This window comes from Pseudomonas sp. JL23 (assembly GCF_056933585.1).
This window is the reverse complement of the sequence record NZ_CM167795.1, coordinates 1,273,877-1,291,490: the sequence shown is the minus strand read 5'-3', so window position 1 is coordinate 1,291,490 and position 17,614 is coordinate 1,273,877. Positions and strand designations below refer to the sequence as shown.

Here is a 17,614-nt window from a genome sequence, read left to right as displayed (position 1 = left end):
ACTTGGAAACGGATCGCGGAATGGAAGAAACTATCAGCTACCTGCAAAATCGTTTCAAAGATGAGCAATCCCGGTTCGATCATTTCGAAAACAAGTGCGCAAAATTCCTAACTGCCGTCTCGATCGTGATCGCTGCACTGAGCGCATTGGCCGGCCTGAAAAATGGGCTTCTGTTTCAACTGTCTTCCCCGATCGCAGTAATGATCTTTGGCTCATTCGCTCTAGCTGCCATCTGCATCGGCTGTTCATGGGGCCACGCCTTCAGCGCCTTGCGGATCAGTGACTGCCCCGCGCTCCCATCGAGCAGAGTTACGGCTGAGTACCTCAGGATCGTTGATGCTGATCAGCAACAGCTCCACATTTACAACTGCTACATCGACACCCTGGAAAAACTCAAAGCTGCGATCGACGAAAAGTCCAAGCCGTTAGAGCTCGCCTATTCAGAGCTCGTATACGGTGCGGGTTTCATCGCCCTACTTGCAGCGCTCATTACTCTCAGAGAACTCAGCGCATGACCGATTCGAAGAAGCCTCAGAACAATCAGAAACAGACACCACCTCCGCCTCCTACGACCGAGTATCAGCGAAGATCCGAAGAGAAGGTGGTCAACCGCACCACACCGCCAGGGAAGCGTTGATAAAGCGTGCCGGCCCAGAAAAAGGCCGGCAATCTCAGACATCCAGTAACTCCTACCCTAGAGGGTTGAGGCATCTACCATGAAGAAAGCCTCTGAAACGCTCCCCAGTACCCCGGGCCCGCCATGAACCTCACCCACGCCACCCTCGTCTTGCTTTTAGCCGCAAAAATTCATGGCACAGATGCAGGTGTAAGCCGAAGCGAAAAATGTGGTCAATAAGCTGCCCCGAAGCCAGCGTGACCTCATCTGTCTGGTCATCGACAGCAAGCAGCCACTCGAAATGGTCAGGCAGATTGCATTGAATCTCGATGCCTGATCCTCTCGGCTCGCCTCAGCCATCGGGTGATCGCTGATGCAAAGCCAGCCTGCATCACGCCCCCTGTTCGCCCCCTGTTCGACCTCGACGCGATCAATCAGCTGTACAACCGAAACCTACGAAAGCGCTAGGTATGCCCTCAACGCGCGGGTGATCAATAACTCACCCAAGTTGAGTGGCGGCGAACCAGGAAGGCCGCGTACGTTAGTGAGACCGGACACTTCACGCCCGGATCAACCTCGGACAAGGGAGCAAAGACGTATGACGCCGATAAAAGGCTTCGACCCTCGCATCACTACACCTGACATGCAGATTGCGTATCGTTACATCAATAGGCTGGGCTCCCTCGGGGGCAAGATCCTGGGGCTTATCTGGGCATTGGCGACCATCAAAGTCACCCCATTGGTAGCCGTAACCGTAGGTGTCGGATTGGCGGTCTACATCGGGTACATCGGCTTTGATTACTTTCTGCGATACTCGCAGATCGCAAAGGCTTTTCCTGGGCGTCACCGCATGCGCCTTTTCATGAGTGCCTGGCCAATGCTCATCGTCATCGTGATCGTATCCGGGTTGATGTCAACAGGCCTTAGCTGGCAGCAGATCGGCGAGTACAAGCAACACGTGCTTGCCCTGGCGGCTTTTCCACTGCTCGCTTGGCTTACTCAGTTGTGGAAAGATCAGTAAACATCCTTTCGTCGGTCTAGGCTGGCATGACGTAAACAGGCCAGACATATTCTCAGATAGGATCAAAGCTGCTCTGCTGGAAGGTCGAACAAGGACGTTCGGCGTCTATCGGTCGACCCTTTCACAAGCCCTGTCACTCCAGATGCCTCACCTGAGAGCCTTGCCCTAGAACCTCCCCTCTGTACACTAGCCCCTTACCACGCATCCCGTGGAGGCTCACCGGGCAGGTACACATCTGAAAACAGCCTGCCGATTTTTGAAATCGAAATTCCGCTCAGGCAGAGACGGGTAAGGAATTCATATGGGCATTAAAATGGGCTACGCCCTTGATCAGAACGGGACTGAATGGGACGCGCAGACCTACCAAAAGGGTCAAGGCCCTGAGCCGCTCAAGTGCAAGCACTGTGGTGTCAACGTCACCCATAACCCTCCTTATCCCAAAGAGATTTACGACAAACCCGTGTTGGTGAGCGGGTATTTTCGGCTGTACCCCAAGCGCCCTCACGCTGCCGGCTGCCGGTTCGGCATCGACAGTGAAGTCGTCGAAATCGCCAAAACATCTGACGGACTCATTGAGAGCCTGCGCAACAACCGTTACCGAATGCGCCTGATCATGATCAAAGAGGCCTTGGAAGAAGCATCCAAACCCAAGAACAACGGCGGCGGCGACAACCGCGCAGGAGCTGGAAAAACTTACGCATCAAACCTTGGTCGACTGCCGGCCTATATCAACTCCGCTAAGAGAGCTCTGAAGCTGCGTGCCGCGTGTACAGATGATCAGGAGCTGCAGGAGCATTTGGAGTTGGTGTTTGAAGGAAGCGTGAACGTCGCCTGGAGCCAGTTCTATTTTGAAGCTGAGCGTCACATGGAAGCCTTCCATGCAGTCTCGCAAAATACGGTTCAGCATCCGATTGCGATTCAGGGACGGGTCAAGGAAGTGAAGTACGCGATCCAGGGCGTTGAATCCAAAAACGTCATCAATCTTCTTATGAACAAATTCCGGCCTGACCCGGACGATCCTGCTAACGGTATAGGCCTAGAGGTCAGCATCTGGGCAAGCGATGCATCGTGGTTCAAGGGCATCGAGAAGGATAACGAGATTATCGTTCTCGGCATGTGGCGGTCGAACACCAAAGCCCCTACGCCTGCCCCGCCGGGAGGGCGTTACAAGACCTTTACTACCCGCCGGCTCACTCTAACACTCGTTCTGAAGACCCAGGTCAGCAAGGTTTAATGAGGCAAGCTTGGGCCAGCATTACTTAAGTGGGTTCCCAAACGCCTGCAGATACTCCTCACCGAACCTATGAGACGCAAAATCTGTGATATGACCAATGTCCCGGTAAACCGGCGCCCCATCCAACACGGTCTTACACACGCCCTTTTCACACTGAACAGCCTTCGGATCGATGAACCTTATGCTCGGAAAATCGCGCTTCAGGTCAACGAATAGAGTTTCGAACCAATCAGCATCCTTGGGGCTTTCGGGCGTTGACACGCAGTTGGAAGATACTTCGGAGCTGCCCATCAGTTCTCGCATCTTCAGATGCTGCGACAAGCACTCGTTCACACCAGACGGCATCACTTGCACTGCCTTGACGATGACGGGGGTGGCTCCCGTTTGGATGATCAGGTCGAGCGCAGCACGCATCGAATCTTCGACTCTTTTCCTGGACAGCTCCAACGAACGCTCGTCCGTCAGGCTATACACGACGCTGTCGCCGGTGTAGTTGGGCCAGATCTGCCCAAGTATCAAGTACTTGTAGCCATTGGTTTTGACCAGGTTGAAGAACTCCACCGCTCGGTCATGGCAGGCTGTATAGATCGTGTCCTTGGACTTCCACCAGTTGTAGAGGTAGATATCTGGCAGCGCCAAGCAAGCCGAGGTGCTCAAAGCCGTCACCGATACCCCAGCGTCTTTGCCAAGCACGTCCATGAAAGCCATGTATTGATTGGAAAAAGAATCACCGATCATGAGCGCCCGATTCGCAGAATGGACGTCACCAATCACACATCGTGGATCGGACTCATCAGTTACGCCATCGATACAGTAGCGTCTGTTTTTGAGTTCATAGTCCGCCAGCTTTTTCTGGCTTTCTGCATATGCTTGGCCGAAGCGTTTAGGGAAGCCGTCTTTGGAATCAGCGATTTTATGGGCGACCGAAAACAACACTGCCGGCGTGATCACCAGGATCAGCAGCGTGGGCAGGAACCTAAGCTTTACCCTGCGCAGCGGCTTCTCGATTAATGCGTAGGAGACGAAGGCCAAAAAGAATGATCCGACGTAATACACCAGTTGCGAATACTTCGCCGAGGAAAGGCCAAGATATGCGGTCAGTGCCAGCAGCGGCCAGTGCCATAGGTACAGCGAATAAGAAATCTTGCCCAGCGTACGAGGCACCAGGCTCGAAATCAGCCATCCGTGAATGCCCTTCTCGCCGACATCCCTGATCAACAGGAAACCAGTGGCCAGGCAAACCAAAACGGCATGGTAATCCGGGAAGCCACGAAGGATCCCTGAGCGAGTGCCGCAAAACACGATGACACCCAGAGCGACGAGGCCTAAAAAGCTCGCCACGGCTCGACTTACTTTGAGCAGGTCAGCGCGCAGAATCACTACGCCAGAACCAATCGTAAGCTCAAAGATGCGTGAGATGAACGAGTAATAATTGTCGTCTGGCTGATGGGCAGAAAGCGTCAGCGCTACGCCGGCTGCAATCACAGCCGCCGAGGGCGCAATGATCTTCAAGGCAGAAGCCGAGACTCTTTTATGCAGTATCACCAGACACGCTGGGAGCAGGAAATACCACTGCCATTCGATGGCCAGCGACCACGTGTGGAGAAGCAGCAACGACGCACTGTCGTCGGCAGCGTAGGCCGTGGTCGTCCGAGCGAAATACTGGTTCGCTAGGAACATCGACGCGTACTTACCGCTTTTCAAATAGTCGGCAAAATCAGATGGCAGGTACACCAGCGCCGCAATTATCAATGTGACCACGTACACGGCGATCATCGCTGGTTGGAGTCTCCACGCCCGCCGCGCGTAGAACCGCCCAAAGCTGAATCGGTTTGCAGCCAAATCCTTGAGCACAATCGAAGTGATCAAATAGCCAGAGATGACAAAAAATACGTCGACGCCGACGAAGCCGGATGTGAAAACGGAGCTGCCGCCGTGGAAGAGCAACACCAGCAGGACTGCAATGGCTCTCAAGCCGTCGATATCGGCCCGGTATGACGGCGTTGCGTAGACAGCACGATCGTTCCCTAGCTTGTAGCTCGCTTCACCCCTGGCATTGTGACCGCTGTTCTTTACCTGAGATGGAATATACTCTTCAATTCTCGTTTCCAACGGTGACTTCCTTAATGACACATCACGAGCCTGTCCCAGGCAAAATTGAAACGAGGGAGCTCGCCGCCCAATAGAAAAATTGGCGGTTCAATATTTATCGAATACGACAAACGGATCTGTGAGCTCTAAGCCGTAGTAACTGCAAAACGACCTTTGTAAATAAATGAGAGCTGTGAGCTATTGCTAAGCAGCCTCTCTAAAATATCCAAGCGCACTGCCGCTCCCCCGTTTGAAAAAACGAGAGTTGCGCGATCCGAAAACTTAGGTGCTTAGGCTGAAAGCAGTCGCAAGTCGGTATCCTCTGTAGGTTTGTGAGCGAAAGCCAAAATGGCAGGTAGCCGAGGGGATGATTTCGTCAAGCCCATCGAGGGTAACGGCAATGCCAGCCAGCCGGGCTCGATTAGAGATGCAGAAATCGAAGGCTCGGATTGCGGTGGAACCCCTCTCTAAGCCGAAAACCACACGCTAGAACCATTTCAATAACTATATATGTTTGAGTGGATCTAATCAAACACGGCATACCGTCTCTTTTTGAAGAGACACTGAAATGTCGCTGCGAAGACCTTACGCCTCTGTCCTGCAGCTCCTGCGCACGTTAGGCAATCGCCCCCAGCATGCGATCGCTGGAAATGATGTCACTCAAGCGCATATCAGCCTGTTAGAAGCGTCGAAAGCTACGGCTACAGTCGACACGACAGCAGCGCTGGCAGACGCGCTTGGGGTTGGCGCTACGACCTTCCTGGGTCTTGTGATTGCTGCCCAGCAGCAACGAACGCCGAGAGAAGTCTTGATGGCAGCCATGCAGGATTTGGAAAGGCTGGAGCTCGCTGACAGGCTCTTGCCGGCTGAGCCTCAGAAGCTGGCACCGCCTCGTGTGACAGCTGCAAAAGAAAAGCAACTCTTGATCCAGGATCTCAAGGCTCAGGGACTTAGTCGCGGCCAGGTCGAGAAGGCTTTGGGGTATTCGAAGACCACGGTGGCGAGACTGTGGGAAGCAGAGTGAGGCACTGTGCTGGCGCCGATGCCGAGTTGACCCAGTGGCCGATGCCACACTGACCCAACCCCAATCGGCAAAAATCCAGCACTGGTAATGTTTCCCAAGTTGGGAGCCTGGGTCAGTGAAGTTTCGGTGACTGGGTCAAACCAGCTCTGGCGATAACCCCTTAAGCTAAGGAGCGGTCACATGATGAACAAGCTCCGCATACATCTGCGCAGACTGAAAATAGGTTTAGAGAAGCGTAATCTACATTTTTTGAATTTTTAGCAGATTCTCTCTAAGCTTGGACTGAAGATTAATATCATACACGAAGCGTGCATCACTCGGCCGTCCTATTACCCTCACAGATGTCAAATACGCTTTTACCGTTGTTGAGCTTTCAGGTGGAGAAAGAAAAAACTGTAACGTGACCACCCAATCAGCTAATCCGTCATTAAACGCAATAAACATGGTTTGCAACTCAGGGCTTATGCTGACTTGCGTAGGTTTATATCTTTCTAGAAAACCCACCTCAGATGATCCCCGCTCAAGCTTTTCCAGCAGTAATCGAATTGAACCTGTATCTGAACCTAACTTGAACTCACTGATCATGATGGGGGTCGGCAATGTGTACGTATCCAGGCTAAGCTCAGGAAAATTATTGAATGGAGAAGAGCAGGCAGTTAGCGCTATTAATAATGCAAGGACTGCTCCGAAACGAATATTACTCACTCATCCCCCTTACAGTTTTTATCTATTTGATTGTTGTAGTATGATTGAGCTTCGGCCACATCGATAAAAGGCGCGATTCTTTTGTAACAGTCATTTAATGCCTGAAGTAAGATATAAGTATTGTCCGAGCCTAGCTCTTTGGCCTCATTTGGATTGGCGAGAGTAAAAAGAATATCCTTAACATCTTTCTCGTTACGGTATTTTTCGAGCTTTTCGGTTTGCGCAAATGTTTTAACACTTATTGACAATCTCCTAGCAGCTTCTTCCAGCTGTTCTGCCGAGGCTTCGCCCCCACTCGAAGATAGAAGTGCAGTAAGTGCCGCAGAACGCTGCATCACTGAAGTAGGAACAATACTCTTGAATGTTCCAATCGTAATTAATACGCTAGGTACATTAACTAAGATATTCTTTGAGTAAATTCTTCTTGAGCGGGTGTTGTAGATCAAATCATCAGTTTCCCAAAAGCTCCTATCATTGCCTGCCGGACGACCTAGCACAATATATGAACCTTTCCTTAGTAGGCCAAGACCGCCTCCACCAGAATTTGTAATGGCTACCTGCGAGTAAAGCTGAACTGAGTAGTCAATGATTAACTTGTTATTTTTGTTTGAAAATACCAACTCGGCGGCTGTAAAAGCAACACCAACAAGTGGTGCTATCGCTGGATTGGATGCGAGACTACCTATATTGCCCGCAATATTGCTTGCTCTCTCCAGTGACTTCCGAGTCTCTTCATTCCGCTCTTTAGTTACATCCATGACGCGAATCCTAAAATAAGGTGCCACCCGTTCATCCCATTGAGGCTCGTAATAGATCAAGAGATTGGAAAAATTAAGCGACTGATCTGGCTGAACTCCTCGTTGATACCATACCACTATGGATTTTGTTGTACCGTCAACCGCAGACCCTACATCTAATATAACAGCATAGTCAGCTGCACCCTTGATGACGGGCTTAGTACCGTTGGACTCCTTTAATGATGCAGGCAGATCCACAGATCGCATGATTATTGATAAGGGTGAGTTCCGAGCTACAGCCTTGGCGCGTATATCTTTATTCTCAAGCGGCTCTTCAAGGGCGCTGAGCTTTTGAGCAAGATTTTCAATCTGAATAGGTTCTAAAAAAAAATACACGGTTATCCGCAAACAAAGGAGTATTTACCGCATTATTATCGCCAAATAAAGGGGCTTTTTCTGCGCAGCTAGCTAGCAAGCTTACCAATGATAGTATTGCTATATTTGTACTTATACCTTTGTTTTTTAGCATAATTGGCTCACATGATTAGCTAGCTATGGACACCGATTATCGTCTGATTTAGAAAACTAATATTGCTTTTCCAAAGTCAATATAGATGGGAATCCAACATTGTCCATCGCTGATGGCAGTTTTAGAAAATATATCGGCTCCGTACGAAATCCCCGACGCGGCGTGGGAACTGGCCGCGGATATCCTCCCGGAGCATCGGCGCACTGGCTGGCCCAAGACCGACGACCGCTTGCTGCTCAATGGTGTGTTGCGGATGCTATGCTCAGGCGCGTCCTGACGGGACTGCCCTAGCGTTTGGCCCCTGGTTAACGGTCTATGCTAGCGATCCGTCGTAATCAGAAAGGACTCTTCCTGCGGCAAAGCGCCCAGCATCCAGCAGCTCAATTTGTCCACCGATTTTGGGCTGTAAGCCTATAAACAGGGCATCGGTGTGGATGGCCTGCCACTCAGTGAGAGCTGCCAATTTTGAGATTTCCTCCACAGTGAAATCCCGGACACGTCCCCACGTACAGCTGGAAAAATCTTTTCAGCTACCTTGAATTATGGCAAAAGGCCACTATTCTGCTTTGGCCCTCCTCCATTCAAATGGATGCGAGGGGGCAAATCTCAAGTGCAAACAACCGTGATTTATAACTCCAGCTTGACTGCCATACTTGTGGCATCAAGCGCCTGAACGGAACATACGAAAAGGAAATTCTATGTCTACCTCACAGAACGCTAATCTCAGTGCTTTTCCTATAGGATCAATCGTTGCCTACGGCGGCGATTTGGCCAATTCTGCCACGCTTGCGAACCTCAACAATGAAGGTTGGCTACTGTGCGACGGCAAGTCCTACGACACCACGACCTTCGCACCATTGTTCGCCGCAATTGGCACCTCTAACGGCGGAAACGGAAACAACTTCAACGTACCAAATCTCACCAGCCGCTTTATGCGAGGTACTTCGGGCAGTGCAGCGGGTGTCGACCCAGATGCCTCCACTCGAACTCCAGCGGCGCCTGGCGGTAGCCAGGGCAACACAACCGGATCGCTTCAGAAAAGCGCAACAGCCCTGCCTAAAGCGCCTTGGACTGTTCAGCAGGCAGGATTGCACACTCATACCTGCACGCATTTAAATTCCGACATGCACATGGCATGGAGCGGTTCAACTTACACCATGGCTCGCTGGAATTCTCCGGCCCAGACCGAAAGCGCTGGTGCGCATGCGCATGACATGACGGGATTCGACACTGTTACCGCGCCAATCAGCGTTGCCTTGTTTTTCATCATCAAGGCTTCCGAGCCAAGCACGCCGACAGGAACTTTGCCAGCCGGCGCGGTCGCAGCCTATGCAGGCGTAATTTCCTCGCCACCAGGTAGCTGGCTTTTCTGTGATGGCGCGGCGTATGGTCAAAACCGGTTTCCGAACCTATTCGAGACCCTCTTCTATAACTATGGCGGTGACGGGCTCACCGTCATGAATGTGCCGGATTTTCGTGGGAACTTTCTTCGCGGCACCAATCACCTCACCAATCGCGATCCTAATGCGGCCACCCGACATGCCCTCAATACCGGAGGAAACCAGGGAGATGCGATCGGGTCGGCGCAATTCTATGCCTCAGGCAATCCCCCTGCGCTTGCGCTCGCGAGCGCTGGTGCCCACTCTCATAATATAACGCTCATCCCGCAGACAGATCATCACGCAGCGTGGGGGGCTTCAGGCTTCGCAGCCTTCAACTGTATGGTGTGGACGGGAGATAACACCACATCCTCTCAGTCCGGGGAGCATAGCCACTCGATTATTGGCGGGGACAAGGAAACACGACCAGAAAACATCTATGTTGACTTCCTCATCGCCAACGATAATTTGTCACAAGCAGCGCCCCCAATCGGCTCAATCATGAGCTTTGGCGGTGATATCACCGATCCTGGTGTCAGTGCGCAACTGATAGCTTCAGGCTGGATAGCATGCGATGGCGCTGCGCTGCGCATAGGTTCTTTCCAGGCATTGTACGATGTCATTTCAACGACTTTCGGCAGCGCGCCGCTCAAGTTTAACGTACCCGATCTGCGTGGCTATTTCGTAACGGGAGCAGGTGAGGTAGTACTTGGGACTACACTCAATACCTCCACTCTCGGAGCACCCGTCACAGCAATCACGACAAGCACCGATGGCGCGCACACGCACTCAATGCCCAATGTACCTACCGATACGCACGTGATTGATGTCGTGGCAGGTGTAGATTTGGCGGAGAATAATCCTAATGGCAGCCCTACTTCCACAGATGGTGCGCACACGCACACATTATCGGGTGGCGACAAAGAGTCTCGACCAGTAAACGTAAACGTCGACTATATCATTCGATTCAAGTGACAAAAAATCGAAGCCAACTAAAGCTTAAGTGAAAACCGATAATCCCAGGCCTCGTAATAAAAATGCAAGGCCTGGTGACTCGCTCCGTTGACCGAAAATAAAGTATACGTGACTCATTCGACCGTAAGGTATGTATGCGAAATAACACGTAGGGGATCTCGCGCCCTCCCGCGTATGTGATCTCACTCCGCAGCCTCAAAGGTCGGATTTCGATTTGCATAGAATGCATGACCCACGATGGAGCCCGACACACCCATCAGATCCAAATCTCTCGTGTTGGTCAACTCCACCTATGAAAATTTGGCAACCAGTGCCAGCTTCGAATGCCTCATTCACTATATTATACGTCTGTCTATAGCTTAAGACCATCGGCATAGCAGCCGAAACAGAAAAAGGCCGGTCTAAAGCGGCCTCTATCTATTGAAGCCGCAGACTACTGAGCGAGCCAGCTTTCAACAGTGTCAGACCCATGCTCAGCCTTCCAGGCTTTCAGCGTCTTGTGGTTACCACCCTTCGTTTCAACCACTTCATCTGTATGAGGGTTTTTGTAGACCTTCATCACACGGGCACGGCGTGTACCCTTTTCCGGCTTAGCGGCTGGTGCCGACTTACCAGCAAGCTGTGGGTCGATGACGTTGATAACATCACGCAGGCTGTAGCCGTATTCGTCGAGAAGCGAACGCAGTTTGCTCTCAAATTCCAGCTCTGTTTTGAAGCCAGAGTCGTCTTTCATGGCTTCGAGCTCAGCGAGCTGAGCGGCCAGCTGCTGTTCGAGTTTGCGGTATTCGGCTAAGCGAGACATTTAGAATCCTATTTTCGATTGGGTACACAGATCTACATATTAAGCGACGCAGAAGGGTTCGTCATTAAAGTTAGCCACGGTGTAGTGAATTTTTTTCTTTTAATCAGAGTGACACTTGTAGCCAAAACTCTTCAAAAAGACGGAAAAAATTGATCGACAACATCGCTCGCAAATCAGCTAGCCCACCTCCTAGCGAGCCCCTTAAGGCACCGTCAATGATTCGCAACAGTGGTGCTCGATGAAAGCATCCAGCAAAGCTCATCTGTTAACCTACGAATCTCATCACTCGCCACCGACTGAGGCGCAATCTCGACAAGTGAATTAAAGAAACAGAATGACTCTTCAAACACTCGACTTTGGTTATGGAGTTGAATCTCCATCAGATGCGATCGAGTCATGAAGGTTCGGAGCATTGGTAACTTCAATTTACTTATCGCTTGCAGAATCTCTGCTTGCTGCTCATGAATCATTATCGCGATGCTTCGGGCCTCATCCAACTTTTGAGAATCTTCGATATACTCTGCAAAGTCCGAAATCGCAGTGCAAGGTGCATGATTGGTGACCAGACCGCAGACCCTCGGAGCAGGCCGGTTCAGCACAGTTTTCATTAAGTCATTATAGAAATTGCGTGCGCTCCAGACCGACGCGGCGCAGCCGCTATCCAGTATTATCGCAACAAGATCAGACAGCAACTTTACTTTTTCCAAATCCCTATTCAAGTCAAGAAATATGTAGTCATACCTCATTCTGAGCTCTTCAAATGTTTTCGGTGCTACTCTTTTTGATAACAGTTTTTCGTGGGCCCTGTCTGGCAGCGAGTTGATAATAATAAAATCTGGATTATACAGGGCATACTCATATTCGTTTATCGCCTGCTCGATATGCTCTATCTCTCCAGGGTACATAAGCACATCGTCTTCTCCGATAAAATCAACCGAGCGCGCCCGTCCTTCCAGTCGAGCACGAATCCAGGGGTCTTCCTCCCCATGCATGTTGAAGACCCTATCGTTGGAGACGATGGCCACTTTTTGCCCCGTCGAGGCGAGAACCCCCGCAACCGCGACGGTGATTGGCGATTTTCCCACTCCGCCTTTGTAAGTAGTGATGCTTAAGACTTTGCAGCCTCCCGCCATAATTCTCCCATCTTGGTCAACTGGCGGATAAGGTAACCTGTGCCTCTCACAAAACGCGATCAAGCGCCCTTGAGGAATCGGGATGTGAGAAGCGTTCTCCACATCGGTTTCATAAGTTCGCCAGGTACGCTCATGGACATGCACCGACGAAGCCGCTCTACTTACGGTCAAACCACACGATTTACGAAGCTCTTTGAGCTGATGAGGCTGGATGAGGGACATAACAATATTTCCTGTTTTCGACAGGATATCCATGTGATCACACATGGCATAGACGGTATTTTCTTCCGGTTAGCGGTCATACCGAATGAAATCAGAGACCCGTTGAGTTGTTCACCTGCCCGGTATTTTGGATTCATACTGCTGGCAACAACCTAGCATCGCGGTGCCCCTCCCTGATGGCGCCAAGGAGCTGGTTTGGAATCATTGAGTCACACGAGCTGGGCCAAGCCGTGGCCCCCTAGGACGTAATCAATATCGCATCTCACGGCATAGGATGTGGCCAAAATCTCAGCAGGCTCGTGCATCGGCCCCGAGAAAATGTATTTTAGATGTTAAGAGGAGATCTCGGCTGCAGGAATGTCAAAAATGGAAGCAACCGGATCTAACGTGATAATCTGAGACCAATTTATAGCCACACGGAAGTTAGACATGATATCAAATTTTGACAGTGCACGGATCAACGATTTCAAAATAGCATTTCAGATCGGATGCTTGCTCGATGTGCGAAATAACCAACCTACTAAAACCATAGAGATCCTGAACAGGTTGATCCCATCCAACCAAAAAATCATTTTAGACATTATAGATTGGATACTAACCGACCCATTTATTCGCAGTAAATTTATAGATGCCATTTTAAAACCAAGAAAAACTGGCAAACCACCGCCAAGCCCAATTTCGATAATAGCAGGCATTATAAATGCCATCATAGATCTATCTGCAGAGCACTCTATACCACCATCCAAAGACGCCGAAGCCGAATTCTATGAATATCTTAAACTGCTGGGATATTGACATACCCCCCCCTAAATTCACGCCACATAGTCATAGCTATAGTATAAATTCCAAGTTCTCTTTCGAACCATCGAGCTCATTGATTAACAAGAAGTTGCCTAGGTAGCCCCTGCCCCGTTGATATAGAGCCTTTGCCAGCTTTAAATCATGACCGCGCTGTACGAGACAACAGCTTACTCAACATCAAAAAGCCAAGCCGACAGCCAGATTTCAGGCCGTCGGCATATCGTCACGCCCTGGATCTGAAACGATCAGGCTCGATCTGGAGTACGGGCGCAAAACCGGTGGTCTTTTTGAACGACATATTGTGGACAAAGTTTTGCATCGCATCCGAGGGGTCAATCGTGTCCATGTTCAACCTGTCGAGGGTCTCGCGAGAAAACGCAACGCTTAGGATCGGCAGCTCTTCAAGATGCCCTGTCGCAGTGTTCAGCACATCATCCAACGCAGTCACAATAACCAGGTTTTCAGGTAAGGCAGCGAGCAACTCGCGGCCTACCCTGAGCGCGCAGCTGCAGACATAATCCTGAAGCAGCTCGTTGAATTTACCTATCGGCATCTTCTTGCTGGAAAGCTTTCCACTTTGAAGCAGCGACTTGACCTCAGCGGAGATCACGCGTGTGCCATGGACGCTCAGGGCAGACTGAACCAACCCTGTCTCATCAACCGAGAACTTAATGAAACTGCCCAGATGAGATATGTCTGAGAAAGGATTTAGTAGCTTGATCGCGTCGAGCTTGGCCTGTCCCCTACCCTGCAATATGCCTTTGGCGACTTCAGACTCCTCTTGCCAGAAGTCATAGTCGGCATGCCAATCACGCGTAGCTTGCTCAAACAGATGCTTATCGTCAGCGATAGCCTTGTCGACAAGCACCTGCAGTTGATTTCGCTGATGTGCTTCCCCTCTGAATAATCGAGCAAAAAATCCCGGCCGATAACTAGCTTGCTGAAGTCGGGCTTGTGCGGCATGCGTATCTGAAAAAGTAGGTTGCCCAGGCGCTGCTCGGCTAGCCAAAGCTCTCCAATCGATAGACTCGCTGCTTTCCTTGTGTACAGAAAGCAAAAGATCGATCTGGTTTTCGTAAACTTCCACCTCATAGGCTGCCTGCTCAAGCGCCTCCATTTTGGCGAATTCTTTGTGACGTTTTTCAAGTTCGCGCTGCCGGCGCTGCGCGTTCCGTTCAGCTTGCCGCGCCGCTGCGCCCATTGAACGCAAAGTCCCTTTCCAACCCATTTCTCGATCCCTCGTAGTCGAATGGCTTCTCAATCGTGCAGGAAAGCAAGATTCGCCAGTAATGGCATATTAACGGCACAAATCAGGAAAAAAATGATTCGTAGGCTTGTGAGACGGGTTGGTGGTTAGAGCCGGAAGAGGCCGCTGTGGAACAACAGGCTACGGATGTAGCCCAACTTTCCTCCACCTATCGATTATTTTCAGGCATGAACCCGACAACACCAGATGGACGCTATTTTGTTGTCAAGGGACAGCTGTGGCGCTGCTCAAACCCGGCTTTGGACGAAGACGAACGTCAGCGTTTGATGAATGCGCTGATGGCTGCGCGCAGGGCAAAAACTCCTTGATGCCTGCCCTCTCCGTCGCTGAGCGTGGCTGCAAGTTATTGCTTATGGGCGAGAGGCGATTTCATCCAAATGAGCGAGCAAATCCAGCGGATCTTCATAGACCCGCAGAGCCCCTGCCCGCTCAAGCTCACCAATATCATAACCACCCGATAACAAACCGACGCCCGTCGCTTCGATCGTAAACGAAGATCAGGAGCTCCAGTTCTACTCTGTTGTGACGGCCTCGGCTTAGCCTGCGCGGCCATGGCACCTTGGTGGGCAACGTCATTTGCAACGTAGAATGAAAAAAAGGCGCCCACTGGCAAGCGGGTTCACTTAAGGCGTTGAAGAATCCCAGCCATCAGTGCCGGGACTTTTCGTCGTATCTTTAAAAACACTGAGAAAATGATCAGCGCATTTTAATGCGCTGCCACCCCTCATTCATCATGTATTAGTGCATTATATTGCGCTGCCGTCGTGTCTGGAGGCGGGCATGCGATGCGTTGGCAGGTAAGACATCCGTGAACCTGCCGGATAGGTTTCGCAATTCGAAGATTTTCCGTTCAATAATCTAGACTTGGCTGAAGGAATGGGGTTGATGTGAAAGAAATGACGCTTGAAGAGCGCAAAGCCTACATTCAAGCAGTGGCCGCTGAGGTCGCCCAGGGGAAATTGACGCTAGGCGGCGCCGTTAAACGTCTTCGTGAAAATCTTCTAGGCGTGAATCAAGAGCGGTTCGCGGTGGCCTGCAAAATTTCAAAGCGGGCTCTGTCGCAGCTGGAGGTCGATCGCGGCAATCCGACACTCGCGACCCTGGAAGCTGTATTCAAAAAGTTCGGTCTTACGATAAGCCTAGCTCACCTGAATCCAGCTGAGCTCAATGCCGCAGCCGCCCTAAAAAGCAAGGCTGGCTTTGGCATTCCCTTCCCTTCTCCTAGCAAACCGATTTAGACAGTTGTCGAAAAGAAGCTTTGGCGCTACTCGAACCAGCGACAAAACACGTCCTGGTTAGCGCAGATCGAGTAGGAGGCGGCTTTACAGCCGCCGTCCTCTCACACCACCGTACGTACGGTTCCGTATACGGCGGTTCAAGTTATGCGGCTAAGCCGGTTTATCGTATCCAGTACCGAGACTAACCCAAGTTGATCCCATAGCTTCTTCGGCAACGCCTGATTCATATGAGATGCTCCCGAGCTCCACCATGGGCCTCGGCCATTGAAGGCTGATTTACAGGCACGAGCTTCGCTAAGCCCCAGGCGCATCAAGTTACGCGCCCTCGTTGAGGGCCGCTTCCATTGACGCCAAAGGACGCAGCGGAGTTTGCGCCGCACCCAGCCGTCAATTTCCTCAAGTGGCCGTTTGCTCTGACTGAGCTTGAAGTAGCCTGACCACCCGCGCAGCACAGGGTTTATACGTCCGATGACAGTCGCCATCTTGCGGCCCCGCGCCCCGCGCAGCAGCTCCATGAGCCGATCGCGCAAGCGAGCCAAACTCATCGTTGCCACTCTCAATCTCGGCTGCTGATGCCAGCTCATCCCATAGCCCAAGTAATCACAGAACCACGGACGTGCCACACGGCTCTTTTCCCGATTCAGCGTCAGTTTTAGGCGCTGATTCAGGAAGCGCTCAACACCGGCCAACACTCGCTCGCCCGCACGACGAGTGCGCACATAAATGTTCGTATCGTCGGCATACCTCACGAAACGATGTCCCCGTCGTTCCAGCTCGCGGTCGAGTTCGTTAAGCAGGATGTTCGACAGCAACGGCGAGAGCGGGCCGCCTTGCGGCGTCCCCTTCTGTCGTCGGCTGACGATCCCGCCCGACATCGCTCCGGCTTCGAGGTAACGACGGATCAGTCTAAGCACGCGCTTGTCTTCGACGTGACGCTCGATCTTGTCCATCAATACGTCGTGGTTTACTCGATCAAAGAACTTTTCAAGATCAAGTTCCACACACCAGCGGTTGCCCGCTCCTACGTGGTCACGGGCCTTTTCGATGGCTTGATGAGCGCTTCTACCCGGACGAAAGCCGTAGCTATAGTCCGAGAACAGAGGATCGAAGATCGGCGTGAGCTGTTGCAGCAGTGCCTGCTGGATCAGGCGATCCACGACGCTGGGAATACCCAGTTGTCGTGTTCCGCCTTTGGGTTTGGGGATGTCAACGGCGCGCACACCCTGCGGGTGATACTCGCCGACCAGCAACCGAGCCTTGAGGATCGGCCAATACTGTTTCACGTAGCCCGCCAATTGCTCGACCGTCATACCATCGGTACCCGGCGAGCCCTTGTTGCTGACCACGCGTTGATAAGCACGCCTAAGGTTAGCGGGTGCAAGCACCCGTTCCATCAGCGTGTCCGGCTCCGCGTTCGTCCACGTCACAGACGCCGCCGATACCTGTGCGCTGTCAGCCGTCATCCTCGGATACTGTCCGGGACTCGGAGTAACAGTCTTCTCTGGGAGAAATTTCTGCATTTCGGTATTCAACGAGACTTTGACGCCTACTGGCGGCATACCTTGTTCGGCCCTTGGTGACGGGGTTATTCGCCACTTACTACGGCCTCGGCTGACTTCTGCACGCTCATCCCGTCGCCTCTCGACGCTCGGTAGCACAGTGGCAAACGCGCAGATCTCCCAGGGTAATTCGCGCGACCTTCCTGCTTATGCCTGTCGGATCTACGTCACAGCGTTCCGTGCAAGTATCGGGCTTTGGGAAAATACGCCCCCTTACCCCGCTGTGCCGCCTCATCCGCTTCCTGTTCGTCAGGCCAGCATTTTGCCTCGGGCTTCCTTCA

Annotated in this window: 15 protein-coding genes and 3 pseudogenes; 10 read left to right on the top strand and 8 right to left on the bottom strand. The window is 51.6% G+C overall.

All coding sequences use genetic code 11. The features are described 5' to 3' along the window. Positions 1-20: 20 nt before the first annotated feature. The 4 genes and pseudogenes from AC1Z24_RS06045 to AC1Z24_RS06030 all read left to right on the top strand — a co-directional run bounded on the left by AC1Z24_RS06045 (position 21) and on the right by AC1Z24_RS06030 (position 2,871). Positions 21-515, top strand: coding sequence for a hypothetical protein (locus tag AC1Z24_RS06045; protein WP_483744925.1), 495 nt, complete (start codon positions 21-23; stop codon positions 513-515). Positions 516-760: 245 nt separating this feature from the next. Next, positions 761-953: pseudogene (locus AC1Z24_RS06040) on the top strand (DUF7740 domain-containing protein). A 261-nt stretch (positions 954-1,214) separates the two neighbouring features. Then, complete coding sequence (locus AC1Z24_RS06035) at positions 1,215-1,637, top strand: hypothetical protein (protein ID WP_483744924.1); 423 nt, start codon at positions 1,215-1,217, stop codon at positions 1,635-1,637. A 301-nt stretch (positions 1,638-1,938) separates the two neighbouring features. Further along, positions 1,939-2,871, top strand: coding sequence for a hypothetical protein (locus AC1Z24_RS06030; protein ID WP_483744923.1), 933 nt, complete (start codon positions 1,939-1,941; stop codon positions 2,869-2,871). Between the two features lie 21 nt (positions 2,872-2,892). On the opposite strand, the gene AC1Z24_RS06025 is transcribed toward AC1Z24_RS06030, so the two are convergent. Further along, a complete protein-coding gene (locus tag AC1Z24_RS06025; RefSeq protein WP_483744922.1) occupies positions 2,893-4,983 on the bottom strand; it encodes an acyltransferase family protein in 2,091 nt (696 codons plus the stop codon). Positions 4,984-5,530: 547 nt separating this feature from the next. Here AC1Z24_RS06025 and AC1Z24_RS06020 point away from each other — a divergent pair. Beyond that, positions 5,531-5,986 (top strand): transcriptional regulator, encoded by a 456-nt coding sequence (locus AC1Z24_RS06020; protein ID WP_483744921.1) that lies wholly within the window; start codon positions 5,531-5,533, stop codon positions 5,984-5,986. A 240-nt stretch (positions 5,987-6,226) separates the two neighbouring features. Here AC1Z24_RS06020 and AC1Z24_RS06015 read toward each other — a convergent pair whose 3' ends face one another. Then, a complete protein-coding gene (locus AC1Z24_RS06015) occupies positions 6,227-6,691 on the bottom strand; it encodes a hypothetical protein (protein WP_483744920.1) in 465 nt (154 codons plus the stop codon). Then, on the bottom strand, positions 6,688-7,824 hold the full coding sequence (locus tag AC1Z24_RS06010) for a hypothetical protein (RefSeq protein WP_483744919.1): 1,137 nt from the start codon (positions 7,822-7,824) through the stop codon (positions 6,688-6,690). Before AC1Z24_RS06010 ends, AC1Z24_RS06015 begins: the two co-directional genes overlap by 4 nt. A 263-nt stretch (positions 7,825-8,087) precedes the next feature. Between AC1Z24_RS06010 and AC1Z24_RS06005 the strand changes: the two are divergent. Together AC1Z24_RS06005 and AC1Z24_RS06000 are read left to right on the top strand one after the other, a co-directional pair. Further along, positions 8,088-8,231, top strand: a pseudogene (locus AC1Z24_RS06005) (IS5/IS1182 family transposase); the annotation flags it as partial. Between the two features lie 424 nt (positions 8,232-8,655). Continuing rightward, positions 8,656-10,311 (top strand): tail fiber protein, encoded by a 1,656-nt coding sequence (locus tag AC1Z24_RS06000; protein WP_483744918.1) that lies wholly within the window; start codon positions 8,656-8,658, stop codon positions 10,309-10,311. A gap of 433 nt (positions 10,312-10,744) precedes the next feature. Here the strand turns inward: AC1Z24_RS06000 and AC1Z24_RS05995 are convergent, their stop codons facing one another. Further along, on the bottom strand, positions 10,745-11,113 hold the full coding sequence (locus tag AC1Z24_RS05995; RefSeq protein WP_483744917.1) for a histone-like nucleoid-structuring protein, MvaT/MvaU family: 369 nt from the start codon (positions 11,111-11,113) through the stop codon (positions 10,745-10,747). 212 nt (positions 11,114-11,325) lie between these two features. Next, entirely contained in the window at positions 11,326-12,501 is a 1,176-nt protein-coding gene (locus AC1Z24_RS05990; RefSeq protein ID WP_483744916.1) for an AAA family ATPase, read from the bottom strand. Positions 12,502-12,897: 396 nt separating this feature from the next. Between AC1Z24_RS05990 and AC1Z24_RS05985 the strand changes: the two genes are divergently transcribed. Continuing rightward, the gene (locus AC1Z24_RS05985) at positions 12,898-13,263 is read left to right on the top strand and encodes a hypothetical protein (RefSeq protein ID WP_483744915.1); all 366 of its coding nucleotides are present in this window, start codon (positions 12,898-12,900) and stop codon (positions 13,261-13,263) included. Positions 13,264-13,492: 229 nt separating this feature from the next. On the opposite strand, the gene AC1Z24_RS05980 is transcribed toward AC1Z24_RS05985, so the two are convergent. Beyond that, positions 13,493-14,497, bottom strand: coding sequence for a hypothetical protein (locus AC1Z24_RS05980; RefSeq protein WP_483744914.1), 1,005 nt, complete (start codon positions 14,495-14,497; stop codon positions 13,493-13,495). 146 nt (positions 14,498-14,643) lie between these two features. Here AC1Z24_RS05980 and AC1Z24_RS05975 point away from each other — a divergent pair, with 146 nt between their 5' ends. Then, entirely contained in the window at positions 14,644-14,844 is a 201-nt protein-coding gene (locus tag AC1Z24_RS05975) for a hypothetical protein (protein ID WP_483746763.1), read from the top strand. Between the two features lie 42 nt (positions 14,845-14,886). On the opposite strand, the pseudogene AC1Z24_RS05970 reads toward AC1Z24_RS05975, so the two are convergent. Further along, a pseudogene (locus AC1Z24_RS05970) lies at positions 14,887-15,018 on the bottom strand (HAD family hydrolase); the annotation flags it as partial. Positions 15,019-15,432: 414 nt separating this feature from the next. Here AC1Z24_RS05970 and AC1Z24_RS05965 point away from each other — a divergent pair. Next, positions 15,433-15,774, top strand: a complete 342-nt coding sequence (locus AC1Z24_RS05965; RefSeq protein ID WP_483746542.1) for a helix-turn-helix domain-containing protein — start codon at positions 15,433-15,435, stop codon at positions 15,772-15,774. Positions 15,775-15,911: 137 nt separating this feature from the next. Here AC1Z24_RS05965 and ltrA read toward each other — a convergent pair whose 3' ends face one another. Next, the gene (gene ltrA / locus AC1Z24_RS05960; RefSeq protein WP_483744913.1) at positions 15,912-17,333 is read right to left on the bottom strand and encodes a group II intron reverse transcriptase/maturase; all 1,422 of its coding nucleotides are present in this window, start codon (positions 17,331-17,333) and stop codon (positions 15,912-15,914) included. Positions 17,334-17,614 lie beyond the last annotated feature (281 nt).

Coding starts and splice junctions, on each gene's coding strand:
- AC1Z24_RS05965 (WP_483746542.1), top strand. CDS start 15,433: ATGACGCTTGAAGAGCGCAAAGCCTACATTCAAGCAGTGGCCGCTGAG.
- AC1Z24_RS06020 (WP_483744921.1), top strand. CDS start 5,531: ATGTCGCTGCGAAGACCTTACGCCTCTGTCCTGCAGCTCCTGCGCACG.
- AC1Z24_RS06030 (WP_483744923.1), top strand. CDS start 1,939: ATGGGCATTAAAATGGGCTACGCCCTTGATCAGAACGGGACTGAATGG.
- AC1Z24_RS05990 (WP_483744916.1), bottom strand. CDS start 12,501: ATGGATATCCTGTCGAAAACAGGAAATATTGTTATGTCCCTCATCCAG.
- AC1Z24_RS05995 (WP_483744917.1), bottom strand. CDS start 11,113: ATGTCTCGCTTAGCCGAATACCGCAAACTCGAACAGCAGCTGGCCGCT.
- AC1Z24_RS06045 (WP_483744925.1), top strand. CDS start 21: ATGGAAGAAACTATCAGCTACCTGCAAAATCGTTTCAAAGATGAGCAA.
- ltrA (WP_483744913.1), bottom strand. CDS start 17,333: ATGCCGCCAGTAGGCGTCAAAGTCTCGTTGAATACCGAAATGCAGAAA.
- AC1Z24_RS06000 (WP_483744918.1), top strand. CDS start 8,656: ATGTCTACCTCACAGAACGCTAATCTCAGTGCTTTTCCTATAGGATCA.
- AC1Z24_RS05980 (WP_483744914.1), bottom strand. CDS start 14,497: ATGGGTTGGAAAGGGACTTTGCGTTCAATGGGCGCAGCGGCGCGGCAA.
- AC1Z24_RS06035 (WP_483744924.1), top strand. CDS start 1,215: ATGACGCCGATAAAAGGCTTCGACCCTCGCATCACTACACCTGACATG.
- AC1Z24_RS05985 (WP_483744915.1), top strand. CDS start 12,898: ATGATATCAAATTTTGACAGTGCACGGATCAACGATTTCAAAATAGCA.